At 59.0% G+C, this 14,547-nt stretch carries 14 protein-coding genes and 1 tRNA gene; 6 read left to right on the top strand and 9 right to left on the bottom strand.

Annotation, left to right across the window (positions count from 1 at the left end; translation table 11 throughout):
- Nucleotides 1–325 precede the first annotated feature (325 nt).
- Nucleotides 326–592 carry a DUF2811 domain-containing protein gene (locus tag SYN9616_RS0102230; protein WP_028951681.1) on the top strand — a complete coding sequence of 89 codons (267 nt, stop codon included), beginning with the start codon at nt 326–328 and terminating at the stop codon, nt 590–592.
- On the opposite strand, the gene SYN9616_RS0102225 is transcribed toward SYN9616_RS0102230, so the two are convergent.
- The 7 genes from SYN9616_RS0102225 to SYN9616_RS0102195 all read right to left on the bottom strand — a co-directional run bounded on the left by SYN9616_RS0102225 (nt 573) and on the right by SYN9616_RS0102195 (nt 5,900).
- Nucleotides 573–2,216 (bottom strand): GMC oxidoreductase, encoded by a 1,644-nt coding sequence (locus tag SYN9616_RS0102225; protein WP_028951680.1) that lies wholly within the window; start codon nt 2,214–2,216, stop codon nt 573–575. The two genes, SYN9616_RS0102230 and SYN9616_RS0102225, sit on opposite strands and share 20 nt — an antisense overlap.
- A 102-nt stretch (nt 2,217–2,318) precedes the next feature.
- Nucleotides 2,319–3,038 (bottom strand): hypothetical protein, encoded by a 720-nt coding sequence (locus tag SYN9616_RS16025; RefSeq protein ID WP_198015121.1) that lies wholly within the window; start codon nt 3,036–3,038, stop codon nt 2,319–2,321.
- A 250-nt stretch (nt 3,039–3,288) separates the two neighbouring features.
- Nucleotides 3,289–3,365, bottom strand: a tRNA-Met gene (locus tag SYN9616_RS0102215).
- Between the two features lie 48 nt (nt 3,366–3,413).
- On the bottom strand, nt 3,414–4,391 hold the full coding sequence (locus SYN9616_RS0102210) for an asparaginase (RefSeq protein WP_028951678.1): 978 nt from the start codon (nt 4,389–4,391) through the stop codon (nt 3,414–3,416).
- Between the two features lie 19 nt (nt 4,392–4,410).
- Nucleotides 4,411–4,905 carry a CGLD27 family protein gene (locus tag SYN9616_RS0102205; RefSeq protein WP_028951677.1) on the bottom strand — a complete coding sequence of 165 codons (495 nt, stop codon included), beginning with the start codon at nt 4,903–4,905 and terminating at the stop codon, nt 4,411–4,413.
- A 13-nt stretch (nt 4,906–4,918) separates the two neighbouring features.
- Complete coding sequence (gene rsfS / locus SYN9616_RS0102200) at nt 4,919–5,272, bottom strand: ribosome silencing factor (protein ID WP_028951676.1); 354 nt, start codon at nt 5,270–5,272, stop codon at nt 4,919–4,921.
- The gene (locus tag SYN9616_RS0102195) at nt 5,265–5,900 is read right to left on the bottom strand and encodes a DUF3318 domain-containing protein (RefSeq protein WP_028951675.1); all 636 of its coding nucleotides are present in this window, start codon (nt 5,898–5,900) and stop codon (nt 5,265–5,267) included. Before SYN9616_RS0102195 ends, rsfS begins: the two co-directional genes overlap by 8 nt.
- Before the next feature lie 119 nt (nt 5,901–6,019).
- Here SYN9616_RS0102195 and carB point away from each other — a divergent pair, with 119 nt between their 5' ends.
- From carB to SYN9616_RS0102180, 3 genes are read left to right on the top strand one after another with little or no spacing between them, the layout of a single operon-like run.
- Nucleotides 6,020–9,343 carry a carbamoyl-phosphate synthase large subunit gene (gene carB, locus SYN9616_RS0102190; RefSeq protein WP_028951674.1) on the top strand — a complete coding sequence of 1,108 codons (3,324 nt, stop codon included), beginning with the start codon at nt 6,020–6,022 and terminating at the stop codon, nt 9,341–9,343.
- 48 nt (nt 9,344–9,391) lie between these two features.
- The gene (locus SYN9616_RS0102185) at nt 9,392–10,063 is read left to right on the top strand and encodes a DUF3386 domain-containing protein (RefSeq protein WP_028951673.1); all 672 of its coding nucleotides are present in this window, start codon (nt 9,392–9,394) and stop codon (nt 10,061–10,063) included.
- Between the two features lie 59 nt (nt 10,064–10,122).
- A complete protein-coding gene (locus tag SYN9616_RS0102180; protein ID WP_028951672.1) occupies nt 10,123–11,493 on the top strand; it encodes a sodium:alanine symporter family protein in 1,371 nt (456 codons plus the stop codon).
- A 5-nt stretch (nt 11,494–11,498) separates the two neighbouring features.
- On the opposite strand, the gene SYN9616_RS0102175 is transcribed toward SYN9616_RS0102180, so the two are convergent.
- Entirely contained in the window at nt 11,499–11,738 is a 240-nt protein-coding gene (locus SYN9616_RS0102175) for a DUF6447 family protein (RefSeq protein ID WP_028951671.1), read from the bottom strand.
- 63 nt (nt 11,739–11,801) lie between these two features.
- Nucleotides 11,802–13,547: an ABC transporter ATP-binding protein gene (locus SYN9616_RS0102170; protein WP_028951670.1), complete on the bottom strand. Its 1,746-nt coding sequence runs from the start codon at nt 13,545–13,547 to the stop codon at nt 11,802–11,804.
- A gap of 39 nt (nt 13,548–13,586) precedes the next feature.
- Here SYN9616_RS0102170 and SYN9616_RS0102165 point away from each other — a divergent pair, with 39 nt between their 5' ends.
- Nucleotides 13,587–13,784, top strand: coding sequence for an RNA-binding S4 domain-containing protein (locus tag SYN9616_RS0102165; protein WP_028951669.1), 198 nt, complete (start codon nt 13,587–13,589; stop codon nt 13,782–13,784).
- A gap of 31 nt (nt 13,785–13,815) precedes the next feature.
- On the top strand, nt 13,816–14,547 hold the full coding sequence (tpiA, locus tag SYN9616_RS0102160) for a triose-phosphate isomerase (RefSeq protein ID WP_028951668.1): 732 nt from the start codon (nt 13,816–13,818) through the stop codon (nt 14,545–14,547).

Below are 14,547 nucleotides of genomic sequence, written 5' to 3'. Positions count from 1 at the left end.
GATTTAAAAATCTGATCAATCGGACATCCTCCAAGTTTTCCAGGAGTTTTCCACAGGCCTTGAGAGCTATTCCACAGGCCATGCCGTCGCAGCGGCCTGGAACGGTGCTCTTGTGAAGATTGGAGCAGGTTCCACAAGACGCTTGACAGGGCCTCATCAAGCCCTAGGTCGCAGGGGCACAGGCCCAGAGCGTTACTCAGAATGCTTGCGCCGCAGCCTGTCTCAACCTGTCTCAGACTCATGTGTTCGGTCTGAACCTGTTTTGACGGGACGCCACCTTCTGTGGCTTCCTTGGTCCTGTTGACACGAGCGAGTCACACCCTGAATGGATCGAAATCACCTGGAGCGCTGCCACGACATTGGTGCAGCGGCGAACGCAACACAGACGGCTTCGGCCTACGTGAGTTTGGAAACTGAAATACCGGAAGTTCTCTACCGCGGGATGAAGCAGTTCATTGGTGCCCATCCCCACTGGGATCAATACCGCGTGATGAGTTCCGCTCTGGCCCATTTCCTGTTCCAGAACGGTTGTGCGGAACGTTCTGTAGTTGAGCGCTACCTGGACGATCTCTTCACGCGCCCCGAGAACTGAGAGCCAGCAGACAGGCCCGTCGACTTAAAGCCATCATCGTCAGCGTCGGGCTCTGCCAGGCCGAAGACGGCCAGCAGGAACCATCCACGACCAGCACGTTGGGAACCCGCCAGAGACGATTGCAGGGGTCAACCACGCTCACCCGTTGGTCTGAGCCCATCGGGGCTCCGCCAACCTCATGGATGTAATACCCGGGTGGGGCTGCCCGGTCCGACGCCGCAACGCTGTTGCGCATCAGCGGCTCGATCATCGGCAGGTGGAACAGATCAGACATGGCAAGCGCCTGACCGCCGGCAACCTCAATGCATTCCGCCATGGTGCGCCGCATGTGAGTCACCATCGCCGCCTCGTTGTCACCCCAGCGACAGTCGATGTAGGGAACCCGGACACCCCAGCGATCGGTGCGATCACTGAGGCGGACCTGGTTGTGAGCTCGGGGCAGCACCTCGCCATGACCGATCAGAAAACCAGTCGTGGAGGTCGGTTTCCGCATCAGCCATCGCGGCGGATCAAAACGACCGATCCCCCCCCAGAGTCCGTAGCCCCCCTGGAAATCGGCATCCTGCAAGTTGCGTCCGAAGGGAAGAAACAGACTGCCGGCGCCGCTGAGGGCAGGTTGCGCCCCCTGACTGCGACCGGGAAAACTGAAGAACTGACTGGTGGACACGTGATCCATCAACCGTGTCCCGAGCCGTCCGGAAGGATCCGCGAAACCTCCGGAGATCTGCTGCTCATGGGAGCGAATCAGAAGCGAAACACTCTGAATCGTGGAGGCAGCAAGCACGATCAAATCAGCTTGCAAGCGATGGCGCTGACCATTGCGCTGATCGATGGCGATCACACCTGTCGCCCTGGAACAATCGGGCTGCAACAGCATCCGTTCAACCATGTGGTCGGCAAGCAAACGGACGCGACCCGTCGCCATGGCTCGGGGCAGACTGCTGCCGCGACTGCTGGAGCGTGGCCAGCCATTCTCGAGATCAGCAGCGGGCGGGCCGAATCCACGCGAATGGATGACGGTGTGGCCGCACTGCTGTTGAACGGCTATCGCGAAACGCTGTTCAGCCGCCGTCAAGGGAAGGGGTGACGTCAGCTCCCCATCCGGCAGGCCAGGGAGTCCGTCGCGGGCGCCATGCCCCCCCAGCCAGCGCTCGAGGTAGCCGTAGTGAGCGGAGAGATCCGAGGCGCGCAGTGGCCAGCCGATGCGCTCACCATCAACCTCCACGCCAACGAGATCATGATCCGAAAGCCGCAGAGTGATGCCACCCCAGGTGAGACTGCGCCCCCCCACCTGCAAGCCACGGGTCCATAAAAATGGGCGATCCGATGGAACGTCGTAAGGATGCAGACGCTCATCGGCATAAAGGGTCGGATTGGCCTTCCAGTAACCGGGGTGCTGGCTTTGACGTCGATGACGACCACTGCTGATGCCAGCAAGTCGCCTGGCGGCATTGCCGAGGGCATTACCGAAAGCAACCCTGGCAGTGAAATCCGGTCCGGCATCAATCACCAGCACCCGGGCGCCGCCCTCCGCCAGGGTCATGGCGGCGACACCACCGCTCGCACCTGAGCCAACGACAATCGCATCCCACGATCCATCAAGAGGCCCAGATGCACTGCTCATGGTGGTGTCGTCAATCGGAGTCAATCAAAAATGCTGGTCGATGGAGATCAACCTTCAACGCAGACAAACAACATGATGAGCTTGATGACACATCACTGATCATCACGATTGAATGCCTAAATGCAAACGAGCATATTTCTTGGCTTGGATCATCCCATAACGAGCGGCAAACACAGCAGCGCACCAATTCAATCCCAACAAGATTGAGATAAACACTAAAATGAGGCCTGGACTCACGCCGACGAGCGAACTATCAGGCCGCCACCAACCGAACATTAAACCCAGCACATAAACAACAAGATTTGACAGCAGGACCACGACAAAACGAACCAAGACGTCCCACAAAAAGGGGGTGATCGTACGCCGCGTCAAAGCATAGTAAAAACTAACAAGTGGCAAGGATGCATGCAGGATTGCCCACAACCAAACATGGTCTTGCACACGCAATGCCATCGCGGATTTTTGTGAATCATCCGCACCCAAACGTAACTCAGATTCGAAATGACGGTTTTGCTCAAAATATTTCAGCGTGGATGCTGAGGCTTCAGCAATCACACCAGCACCCAAAAGGAAAACACCAAACTGAAGGATGGGATCCAATCTCCAGCCCTGAAAAAACAGAACGCCGGCCACGAATGGCAAACACAGTGCTCTTCCGCAAAACGTCACCACAAAGAGGACCCATTCAAAAGCCGTTTTTCTTTGTTTAATGTTCCGTCTTGTCAACCAATCAAGATGAACGAGTGAAATCAAGTAAGCGGGAATTCCAAATAAGATCAAAACCAAACCCTGGATCGACGCCCAGTTCAGAGAAGCATTCACCATTGGGCTCGAAGCAATCACTCATCTTGATTCAAAACTAACATCATTGATGAATTTACCAATGCCATTCAATCTCCTTAAAAATGCAGCATCTCAACTTAACTGATCAATCAATGCTCAATGCTCGAGGCGTTGTCTCTAGTCAACAGAGATCCCAACCATTCGCGACGACGATAAAAATGTCGATCAATTATTCATGTTGAACAGCCATAAAAAAAGACCAACCTGAATGTTGGCCTTTTAAATTATTTGGTGGCGGGGGGGAGATTTGAACTCCCGACCTTCGGGTTATGAGCCCGACGAGCTACCAGACTGCTCTACCCCGCGTCGTCCTCCAAAATCATACACATCGGTGTCGCGTGACACCAAAAAGCTTCAGCTTTCCTGAAAACGAAGTTCACCGGTGACTTCGAGGTTCACGCCTGGGTTGATGATCAAAACCTGCTCCTCCAACTCCTGCAGGCCCATCGGGGTGAGCCACTCAAGCTGCCGCAGCAGATGCAGTGCCACGGCCTGCTTGGCACGTTTCGAGCCATCCTCAACCTTGATGGCAACGCCCAACCCTTCACCGATCCGACTCAGGCACTGGATTCCCTCAGACCCACCCTTGCTGAGCACCTGGCCATGGCTGCGTCGCATCAGTTCCGTATCGAACCGCCCATCGCCAGCGATCAGCTCCGGATGCGCCAGCATCGCCCTTGAGATCTGTTCAAACTCGGCCTGCCGCGATGCACCGAGGTGGGCGTAGAGAAGCGCCATCTGCGCAAGCTGAAGCCGAAGGGTTGGTGCGCCGCAGTCATCTCTGGCAGCCACAAGCTCTTCAGCAGGCAGCCCAAGCAATTCAGCAACCCGGCGGTTCACCTCCACCTGCAGGGGATGGTCGCTCTGGAGGTAGTTCTCGATTGGCCAGGCCATTTTTCGGCTAGTGGCCAGAAAAGCCGCATGCTTCCCCGAGCAATTGTGCTGGAGGGGACTATCCGCACCCTCTGGGATCGGACACTGAAGCTGCGAAGCCTCAAGATCCGCTTTCCAGAGCAGCTTGAACGCCTCCCGGGCATGGGTATTGGTGCCGGCATGGGAGGCACAACTAATTGCGACACCTCGATCACCCACCTCCATCTGCTCAGCGGCACCGCTGCTGAGGAACGGCAGAGCCTGAAAGGGCTTCAGGGCGGAACGGATGAAGGTTTCGAAACGGGGATCACCTGCACACATCAGCACGCGCCCGCGGCCATCACAGACCACGGCATGAACGCGATGCAGCGACTCACTGATGCAACCCCGTTTCAGCGTGACCTCCAGAGGAGGGGTTCCCGAACGCTTTGCAGCGCTGAACCCGGGGGTAAGGGGCATGCTCAACAGCAACCTGGCTTCAGAGAGCCTGACAGAGGCTTGCACCCCCGAGCATCAAGCCCGTGGCAAGGGCCATGGCGCGTCCAAGGCGGCCAAGAATCGGTCGAACCTCATAGCGGGCGACCAGAAGATCCCGCTCTCTCCAGGACAGAGGTTTCTCCCAGATCTGACCGTCGTACCAACCAGATTCCTCATAATCGACTGTTTCAGCAAGCAAACGTTTCATCACGTAGGTCCAGCCCAGCCACTGACGCATCAACAGCAACAAAGGCAGCACAAGGGCCGCTACGGCTCCGGCAGCGACGAGTCGGGGTGGGTCATTTTTCAGCGTCCAGCTGCCGCTTGCCACAAGGGTGCTGACGGGTAGAAGCATCAGCCAGCTGATCAGCAAGGCGCGCCGCAGATGGGGACACTCACCAGCCGGCCATGAAAAAAACCAGGATCGGCTGAGCTGTTCGAACTCCTCAAGAGGTCTCTGCTCAGGAGGAACTGGGCAGGCGACGGCTTCAGACATTCAGCAACCGCAATCAATCCGAACTTAGAAACGTTCGGCTTTCCCCGTGACTCCAAAAAGATTCCAAGTCGTAGTAACCACGTTCGCCTGGCTGCAGCACATGAACGATCAGTTCGCCGTAATCGAGCAGTGCCCAGCGCCCCTCACTGATACCCTCCTTGCGCAGCGGACGTCGTTCCGCCTCCGCCTCCAGACGATCTTCAACGGATCCAGCGATCGCCCTGACTTGCACATCGGACTGACCTCCGGCGATCACCATCCAATCCGCCAAACTCGAAACCTCGTCCACACGGATCAATCGAATATCGGACGCTTTTCGATCGTCACAGGCATCGGCAGCGAGTTCGGCCAGCTGGACGCTATCCATACACGTTCTCGCTGGTCACTGAACTCCTGGAGCCCTCCTGTTGGGCCATCTCGGCGCGAGCCTTGCTGGCACTCTTTCTCAAGGCTTCCAGCCGGTCTTCGTAGAAACCGCGTTTGCGCTTCTTGCGTGTCTGCTCGACCAGCTCCTTGAGAGCACCCCCAAGACTGCGATAAGCGTTAGGAACGCTGTAGCCGAAACGGCAGGCCAGGTCGATGGCGCGCTCATCTGCAGTGATCGCATCCTGCAGGCGTTTCTCGGAGTTGTTCTTCAGGTACAGCCTGTAGCCAGCAAAACCGGACAGCCCGAGGGCCATGAGCAACAACAGGCCGTCTTGCACCCAGAGCTCACCGATGGCGCCGCCCAGCCCAATCGCCAGAGCCGCCATTTCCCAGCCATCGCGGGGGATGGTGTCGTTCTGGATGCGGCCGACCTCATGCCAGAACAACAGATTGCGGTGATCGAGCGCCAACTTGTCCCAGGGATCAAGATCGACCTGGATCTCCACCTCGTCGCGACCGATTTCCTCAAGGGTGATCAACGGTGGATCGACCGCAGCTGCGGACTCCACGAACACCCAGCTCTGCATCTCCGGTGGCAGCAGCCCCTTGAGGCGCTGGAGCTCACTCATCGTGTCCGTGATCTCGATCTTTATTAAAGGTAGCGAGGCTCCGGCGCCGAAACGCTCTCACGTCGACCCCTGCACTGCTGCATGGGAAGCTGTTTTTGTTTGGCCGTTCCTCCAAGCCCATGCCCCGGCGGACCGATCTGCGTCGCATCCTTCTGCTGGGATCTGGTCCGATCGTCATCGGCCAGGCCTGTGAATTCGACTATTCAGGCACCCAGGCCTGCAAGGCCCTAAGAGCCGAAGGGTTCGAGGTGATTCTCGTCAATTCAAATCCGGCGTCGATCATGACCGACCCCGGCATGGCGGACCGCACCTACATCGAACCGCTCACACCCGATGTGGTCGCACGGGTGATCGACATCGAACGCCCCGATGCCCTGTTGCCGACGATGGGTGGGCAGACCGCCTTGAACCTGGCGGTCAATCTGGCTGAAAACGGAACCCTGGAGCGCTTCGGTGTCGAGCTGATTGGAGCCGATCTGCAAGCGATTCAGAAGGCGGAGGACCGGCTTCTGTTCAAGCAGGCGATGGAACGGATCGGGGTGCGGGTCTGCCCCTCCGGAATCGCTTCATCGCTGGAAGAGGCGGAGGCGGTCGGTGCGGCGATCGGCAGCTTTCCCCGCATCATTCGCCCGGCCTTCACCCTCGGCGGCAGCGGTGGAGGCATCGCCTACAACCCTGAGGAATACGCCGCCATCTGCAAGAGCGGCCTGGAGGCGAGTCCTGTTTCTCAGATCCTGATTGAGCAATCCCTTCTTGGCTGGAAGGAATTCGAGCTGGAGGTGATGCGCGATCTGGCAGACAACGTGGTGATCGTCTGCAGCATTGAGAACCTGGATCCCATGGGGGTGCATACGGGTGACTCGATCACCGTGGCCCCGGCTCAAACACTCACGGATCGCGAATACCAGCGTTTACGCGATCAGTCGATCGCGATCATTCGTGAAATTGGCGTCGCCACTGGCGGAAGCAACATTCAGTTCGCGATCAACCCAGCCGACGGCGATGTGGTGGTGATCGAAATGAACCCGAGGGTGAGTCGATCATCCGCCCTCGCCAGCAAAGCAACCGGCTTCCCCATCGCCAAGATCGCCGCCCGCCTCGCCGTTGGCTACACCCTCGACGAAATCCTCAACGACATCACAGGCAAAACGCCGGCATGCTTTGAGCCGACCATCGATTACGTGGTCACCAAAATCCCTCGGTTCGCCTTCGAGAAATTCCGTGGAAGTCCAGCGGTGCTGACCACATCGATGAAATCCGTGGGTGAAGCGATGGCCATTGGTCGCTGCTTCGAGGAGTCATTCCAGAAAGCTCTGCGATCTTTGGAAACCGGACTCGCGGGCTGGGGAGGAGACCGGCAGGAACCGGACTTCAGCGACAGCGAGATCGATCGACGCCTGCGCACTGCCTCTCCAGATCGGATCCTCACCGTGCGGACAGCGATGTTGCGTGGCCGCAGCGACAGCACCATCAACGCCCTCAGCGGCATCGACCCCTGGTTCCTGGCCAAACTGCGGGGGCTGATCGCAGTGGAACAGGATCTGCTGCAGAGCCGGAGCCTTGAGGAGCTCGACGTCGAGGCTCTGTTCACGCTCAAACAACTGGGATACTCCGACCGCCAGATCGGCTGGGCCACCAGCAGTGATGAATTGCAGGTGCGTTGTCACCGGCATGCCCTCGGCGTACGGGCAGTGTTCAAAACCGTTGACACCTGTGCGGCGGAGTTTGCTTCCACAACGCCCTACCACTACTCAACCTACGAACGTCCGATGCAGCGCATTGATGCGGATGGACGTCTCATCACCTTGGCTCCACCAACCGAGGTGGCTCCGCCGCAAGGCGACAGAAAGATGATGATTCTTGGTGGAGGGCCGAACCGCATCGGTCAGGGCATCGAGTTCGATTACTGCTGCTGCCATGCCTCCTTTGCAGCACAGGAACAGGGAATCACAACGGTGATGGTGAACAGCAATCCGGAAACGGTGTCCACCGATTACGACACGAGCGACAGCCTGTACTTCGAACCACTCACCCTTGAGGACGTCCTCAACGTCATGGAAGCGGAGCAACCGGATGGCCTCGTGGTGCAGTTCGGCGGGCAAACACCCCTGAAACTCGCGATCCCTTTGATGCGCTGGCTCGACAGTGAAGACGGCAAAGCCACCGGAAGCAAGATCTGGGGAACGTCTCCGGAATCCATCGATCGCGCCGAGGACCGCGAACAATTCGAAGCGATTCTCAGCGAACTGGACATCCGTCAGCCTCGTCATGGACTTGCCCGTAGCGAAGAGGAAGCTCGTCGTGTCGCCGAAGGCGTTGGCTACCCGGTGGTGGTACGTCCCTCCTACGTCCTGGGTGGTCGTGCGATGGAGGTGGTGTTTGATCAAAACGAGCTGAATCGCTACATGCAGGAGGCGGTTCAGGTGGAGCCTGATCACCCGGTCTTGATCGACCAGTACCTGGAGAACGCCACGGAGGTGGACGTCGATGCTCTCTGCGATGCCGACGGAAACGTGGTGATCGGCGGACTGATGGAGCACATCGAGCCGGCCGGGATCCATTCCGGAGACTCGGCCTGTTGTCTTCCGTCCGTTTCTCTTGGAGAAGAGGCCCTAACCACAATCCGGAGCTGGAGCCGGGGCCTGGCCTTGGCACTCCAGGTGAAAGGACTGATCAATCTTCAGTTCGCCGTTCAACGGGATGCCGATGGCAATGAAGTCGTTTACATCATCGAAGCGAATCCCCGCGCTTCCCGCACCGTGCCCTTCGTTGCCAAGGCGACCGGCCAGCCGTTAGCGCGGCTTGCCACACGCTTGATGGCCGGAGAAAGCCTCAGCGAGGTTGGGCTCACCGAGGAGCCGAAGCCTCCTCTTCAGACCATAAAAGAAGCGGTTCTGCCCTTCCGGCGCTTTCCGGGATCAGACACGGTGCTGGGGCCAGAGATGCGTTCCACAGGCGAGGTGATGGGTTCAGCGAGCAGTTTTGGCATGGCCTACGCCAAAGCCGAACTGGGAGCTGGAGAAGCACTGCCCACAGAGGGCACAGTGTTCCTCTCCACCCATGACCGCGACAAGCACGCACTGGTGCCAGTCGCAGCGCGTCTGATCGAGCTTGGCTTCAAGCTCATCGCCACCAGCGGAACCTCCCAGGCTCTTCAGCAGGCGGGACTCTCAGTGCTGCCTGTCCTCAAGGTCCATGAGGGTCGCCCCAACATCGAGGACATGATCCGGTCGAACCAGGTGCAGCTGGTGATCAACACGCCGATCGGTCGTCAGGCCGCCCATGACGACAAATACCTGCGACGTGCAGCACTCGATTACGCCGTCCCGACGGTGACCACCCTGGCTGGAGCGAGGGCAGCTGTTGAAGCCATCACAGCCCTGCAGGATCAACCCAGCCTCAGCATCAATGCTCTCCAGGACATTCACGCCGTTTCCAGATAACAGCTCACTCCTCTGAATCTGTAGTGTGATTCTCTTCGCCGAATCGCTGTGACCGTCTCCGCTTCTGCTCCAGTCAGCCCTGGCACGGACTGCCGAGATTCCTTCCGCAGAGCCTACGAAAATCGCTACACCTGGGCACCTGGTTTCGGGGGCTATCGAGGTCGCTGCATCTGGGAGCAGGGAGATCGCCGGGAAGAGGGAACCTTTCAGGTCGGAGCAGATCTGAAGGCTTCAGTGGATGGTATCGACGATGCCGAGGTTCTCAAGGCGATGAACTCCCAGCTTTGGGAGGTGGCGATTCATCGTGTCCGCCGCAGTTTTGAGCAGACCCATGGGGCGAACACGTTCACCGCAGGTGATACGGATTCAGTGGGGACTGAAGTGATTGTCGGCGGCAAGGGAGAAGGGGACCGTTACCGCATCAAGGATGACGTGGTCACCATGGTGCATCGCCACATCCACGGCACCGTCGTCACGATTTACACGACCGAGGTCACCGAGACCGGCGCTGGATATCTCAGTCACACCTACACCAGCCAATACGCCGACCCGGCAACGGGGGAACTCCGCGGAGGGCGTAGCAGCTTCACCGACACGTTCACACCTCTTCCGAACGATGGTCCCTGGGTTCTTGAGCAACGCGTGATCGACAGCGACGCCAACGGCGATGCACCTGCCGGAAGCCAGACATTCCGTTTCGAAAATCTCGAAGCCCTTTGAATTGGATTGCCGTTACTGGATGCCTGTGACACCATCTCAAAACGTTTTTCATTTTGGGGATGGAGGGCTTCGACAGCGCAGTCAGTGAAATCAATGGTCCAATCAACAGCCTTGTCTGGGGGTGGCCCACCGTCAGCCTGATCGCCATCACGGGCGTGGTGCTGATGCTTGGTCTGCGTTTCATGCCGATTCAGAAGCTTCCCTACGGCGTACGTATGCTGCTGGAACCATCGGATGGCGAGAACGAAGGGGAGATCTCGCCGTTCCAGGCCTTGATGACCTCCCTCTCCGCCACCATCGGCACCGGAAACATTGCTGGCGTGGCTGGTGCCATCGCCGTGGGCGGCCCCGGAGCAGTGTTCTGGATGTGGGTTATTGCCGTGTTCGGCATCGCCACCAAATACGCAGAGGCCCTCCTGGCGGTTCATTTCCGTGAGACCGATGCCCAGGGCAACCATGTCGGTGGCCCGATGTATTACATCCGCAACGGCCTCGGCCAGGGCTGGAGCTGGCTGGCAGGACTCTTCGCCGTCTTCGGCATGCTCGCCGGCTTCGGCATCGGCAATGGTGTGCAGGTGTTTGAGGTTTCCTCTGCTCTCGAAACCGCCGGGGTCCCCAGAGTGGTCACCGGCGTCGTGCTGGGTGTTTTGGTCTTCGCCGTGATCATCGGCGGAATCCAACGGATTGCCCAGGCCGCCTCGGCCATCGTGCCGCTGATGTCGGTGCTGTACGTGGTCGCCTGCATCGTGGTGCTGCTGATCAACATCGGCAGCGTTCCAGGCGCCATCGGGATGATCTTCAGCAATGCCTTCAGCGGAGAAGCCGCAGCAGGAGGTGCCTTCGGCCAGGTGGTGCTGATGGGATTCAAACGCGGCATCTTCTCCAACGAAGCCGGCCTCGGCAGTGCTCCGATCGCCCACGCCGCAGCCAACACCCATGATCCCGTTCGTCAGGGCACCGTGGCGATGCTGGGCACATTCATCGACACCTTGATCATCTGCACGATGACGGCCCTGGTGATCATCACCACCACCGGTGAGTCCCTGATCAACGGCACCAACGAGCTGAGCGGTTCGAACCTTTCGATTGCTGCATTCAACACAGGCCTGCCGGGAAGCGGCATCGTGATCACGATCGGACTTGTGGTCTTCGCTTTTACAACCGTTCTGGGTTGGAGTTTCTACGGGGAACGCTGCACCGCCTATCTGTTCGGCACCGGCGCCATCCTTCCGTTTCGACTCCTCTGGGTCGCGATGGTGGTCTTTGCTTCGATCGCCGGAACAAGCGGTGCTGTCTGGGGAGTCGCTGACACCCTCAATGGCTTGATGGCCCTTCCGAATCTGGTGGCGCTGTTATTGCTCTCAGGAACGGTGTTCCGCCTCTCCAGGGATTACCGCTTCAAGAGCGCGGGAGAGACGGATCCGAACTAGTTCAATCAGCTCTGGCCGTCTGGAATCGGAGCCACCGACTGCAGCTTTTCGTTCAGCTGCATCGCCATGCTCTGACGACCGACGGCCAGCACTTTGAGGGTGTCCTCATGCATGCGGAGCTGGGCATCGGCCACCTGCATGCCACGCACCAACTCCTTGAGCTCGTCTGGAAGCGTGTTCAGGTCATATCGCTTGCCTTCAAAGGTCAAGACGGGATTGGGGTTGTTGGCTGCAGAGTCAGTCATCATTCGTCGCCGGGGAGGGATCGATGCCGGCGCGCCGATCGTAGTGGCGCTCAGCAGCGGCGCTCAGGGATTCTGCAGATCCCTGATGAATTGCCTTTCGCAGAGCTCCCGGTAACGCCCACCACGTTGCATTAACGCGTCATGGCTGCCTCGGTCCACGATGGATCCCTTCTCGAGAACCACAATCTGATCGGCTTCCTGAACCGTTGCCAGACGATGGGCAATCACGAGAACGGTGCGTCCCGACATCGCCTGCTTCAAACCAACCTGCACCGCTGCCTCGGCTTCAGCATCGAGAGCGCTGGTGGCTTCATCCAGCAGAAGCAAGGCCGGATTCCCCAGGACGGCCCTGGCGATAGCGATTCGCTGCAGTTGTCCTCCGGAGACATTGCTTCCCCGCTCCTCCAGCAGGGTTTCGTAGCCGTGGGGGAGGCTCTCGATGAACCCATCAGCATTGGCCAGCCGTGCCGCTTCCATCACGTCAGCATCGCTGGCGCGACGACCGAAACGGATGGCCTCGGCGATGCTGCCGGAAAAGACCGTGGTGCGCTGGGGCACCAGAGCCACCTGACGTCGCAGATCACGTGCCCGCAAAGCGCTCAAATCATTTCCATCGAGCAGGATCCGACCCTGCTGCGCGGAGTTGAAACGCAGCAGCAATGAAAACAGCGTGCTCTTGCCAGCACCGGACGGACCAACCAGAGCCAGCACCTGACCAGCCTTCACCTCGAGGTTGAGATCCTGGAGCACGGGTTGGGCCGGGTCATACCCGAAACACACTCCCTGCAAATCCAAATCGCCTCGCAAGTTGCCGAGAGCGATTGCATCGGCCGGATCAGCCGCTTCCTGCGGCTCCCTCTCGATCTGGCGAAGCCGTTTCAGGGACGCCTGTCCCTGCTGGAACTCATTGAAGTTATTGGTGACGTGGGCAATGGGGTCAATCAACACCACCAGACCGGTGAGATAGCTGCTCAGCCCTGCGATGGTGAGATCACCGCTCTCAATCCGCCAGGCGGCCAGCGCCAGCACGGAGAACAGTCCCACCACCTCGATCATCCCGACAACAGGATGCTGGAGAGCCACCAGGTTGTAGGTGCGGTGACGCGCCTGACGGTGCTGGTCGATCTCACGTTCAAAACGATCCTGAAGCCAGGGTTCTGCCGCGAAGGCCCGCACCAATGGAAGACCTTCAATGGCCTCACCGAGCAGGCCGGCAAGCTCACTCACTTTTTTCTGGCTTCGCTCTGTGGCCGCCATCACACGCGCCCCGAACAGACTGACCAACCAGACGATCAGTGGTGCGAGGAGGACAATGCTTGCCGTCAGCTTCCAGTCAAGCCAGAGCATGTAGCCAAGGACGGCCAGAAGCTGGAGCGCGCTTGGCACGGTGTCGTGGATGCTTTTGTAAAGCACTTCGCTGACACGGTCGGCATCTTCCGTAAGCCGGTAGGTGAGATCACCAGCAGACAGTTTTTCCAAGGCCCCCAGTTCCACGGTCTGCAGCCTGCGGAACACGTCGCTTCTCAGCTGCTGACTCACCTGTAGAGCCGGTCCGGCCAGAAGCGAGTCCTGACCGAACTGAGCCAGCTTCTGAACCGCGAAAATGACGACCCCCTGGGCGATCAGCAGCAGCACCTTGGGCAGATCCCTGGAACTCAAGGAGGGGAAAAGCTCACCGGCCAGGTTGAGCAGCAGAAGGAAGCTGCTGACGTACAGCAACATGCACGCAAGGCCTGCGATCAGCTGCCGCAGATGGGGGCGCAGTAACGGCAGCAGCCGTCGAAAGCCTGCCTGTGAGGGAGAAAGCATCCCGGCACAGTATCAATGGGATCCCGGTGCTCCACAGCGATGAAGCTTGACCAATTCCTCAAATGGATGGGCTGGGTGGCAACCGGCGGAGAAGCCAAACACCACATTCAGACTGGGGGGGTCTCCGTCAATGGAGAGGTTGAGACGCGCAGAGGCCGGCAGCTCCAACCGGGGGATCGGGTCAACCTCGCGGGGGAAGAAGCGATCGTCGGCGACGAAACTTCAACAACACCGTAAGTTGGCCGGCAGTTCTGCTGAGGGTTGAGGGGTGCGCAGACGGGTGATCGCCGGCAACTGGAAGATGCATATGACCTGCTCCCAGGCCAGGGACTACATGTCTGCCTTCCTACCTCTGGTCGCCGATGCGCCCGATGACCGTGACATCGTGCTGGCGCCACCGTTCACCGCCATCTCCACCGTGGCGGACATCGCCGCAGGCAGCCGCGTTCAACTCTCCAGCCAAAACGTGCATTGGCAGGAGAATGGTGCCTTCACCGCTGAGATCTCAGCGGAGATGCTGCTGGAGCACAAAGTCAAATACACAATCGTGGGGCACAGCGAGCCACGCAAATACTTCTCTGAAAGTGACGAGCAGATCAACCATCGAGCAAGAACCGCCCAGGGCCACGGCCTAATTCCGATCGTCTGCGTCGGTGAAACCGATGAGCAGCGCGAACGCGGCGAAGCCGAACGGGTGATCCGGCGCCAGATTGAGCAGGGGCTGGAGGGCCTGGATGCCAACAAGCTCGTTGTGGCCTACGAACCCATTTGGGCCATCGGTACCGGCAAGACCTGTGAATCCCCGGAAGCCAATCGCATCTGTGGTCTGATCCGCAGTTGGGTGGGAGCAACGGATCTGGTGATCCAGTACGGCGGCTCGGTCAAACCTGGAAACATCGATGAGCTGATGTCGATGAGCGATATCGATGGGGTGCTCGTGGGAGGGGCGTCGCTCAAGCCGGACGGCTTCGCCCGCATTGCCAACTACCAGGAGGCCTGA

It is taken from the genome of Synechococcus sp. CC9616 (assembly GCF_000515235.1).
Lineage (GTDB): Bacteria > Cyanobacteriota > Cyanobacteriia > PCC-6307 > Cyanobiaceae > Parasynechococcus.
The sequence above is the reverse complement of the archived record's forward strand: the minus strand, read 5'-3'. Positions and strand labels throughout refer to the sequence as shown.

Bases quoted from the DNA above. Each gene is read 5' to 3' on its own strand.
- SYN9616_RS0102230 (WP_028951681.1), top strand. From the start codon at position 326: ATGGATCGAAATCACCTGGAGCGCTGCCACGACATTGGTGCAGCGGCG.
- SYN9616_RS0102225 (WP_028951680.1), bottom strand. From the start codon at position 2,216: ATGAGCAGTGCATCTGGGCCTCTTGATGGATCGTGGGATGCGATTGTC.
- SYN9616_RS0102210 (WP_028951678.1), bottom strand. From the start codon at position 4,391: ATGCCCCTTACCCCCGGGTTCAGCGCTGCAAAGCGTTCGGGAACCCCT.
- SYN9616_RS0102205 (WP_028951677.1), bottom strand. From the start codon at position 4,905: ATGTCTGAAGCCGTCGCCTGCCCAGTTCCTCCTGAGCAGAGACCTCTT.
- rsfS (WP_028951676.1), bottom strand. From the start codon at position 5,272: ATGGATAGCGTCCAGCTGGCCGAACTCGCTGCCGATGCCTGTGACGAT.
- SYN9616_RS0102195 (WP_028951675.1), bottom strand. From the start codon at position 5,900: ATGAGTGAGCTCCAGCGCCTCAAGGGGCTGCTGCCACCGGAGATGCAG.
- carB (WP_028951674.1), top strand. From the start codon at position 6,020: ATGCCCCGGCGGACCGATCTGCGTCGCATCCTTCTGCTGGGATCTGGT.
- SYN9616_RS0102180 (WP_028951672.1), top strand. From the start codon at position 10,123: ATGGAGGGCTTCGACAGCGCAGTCAGTGAAATCAATGGTCCAATCAAC.
- SYN9616_RS0102175 (WP_028951671.1), bottom strand. From the start codon at position 11,738: ATGACTGACTCTGCAGCCAACAACCCCAATCCCGTCTTGACCTTTGAA.
- SYN9616_RS0102170 (WP_028951670.1), bottom strand. From the start codon at position 13,547: ATGCTTTCTCCCTCACAGGCAGGCTTTCGACGGCTGCTGCCGTTACTG.
- SYN9616_RS0102165 (WP_028951669.1), top strand. From the start codon at position 13,587: ATGAAGCTTGACCAATTCCTCAAATGGATGGGCTGGGTGGCAACCGGC.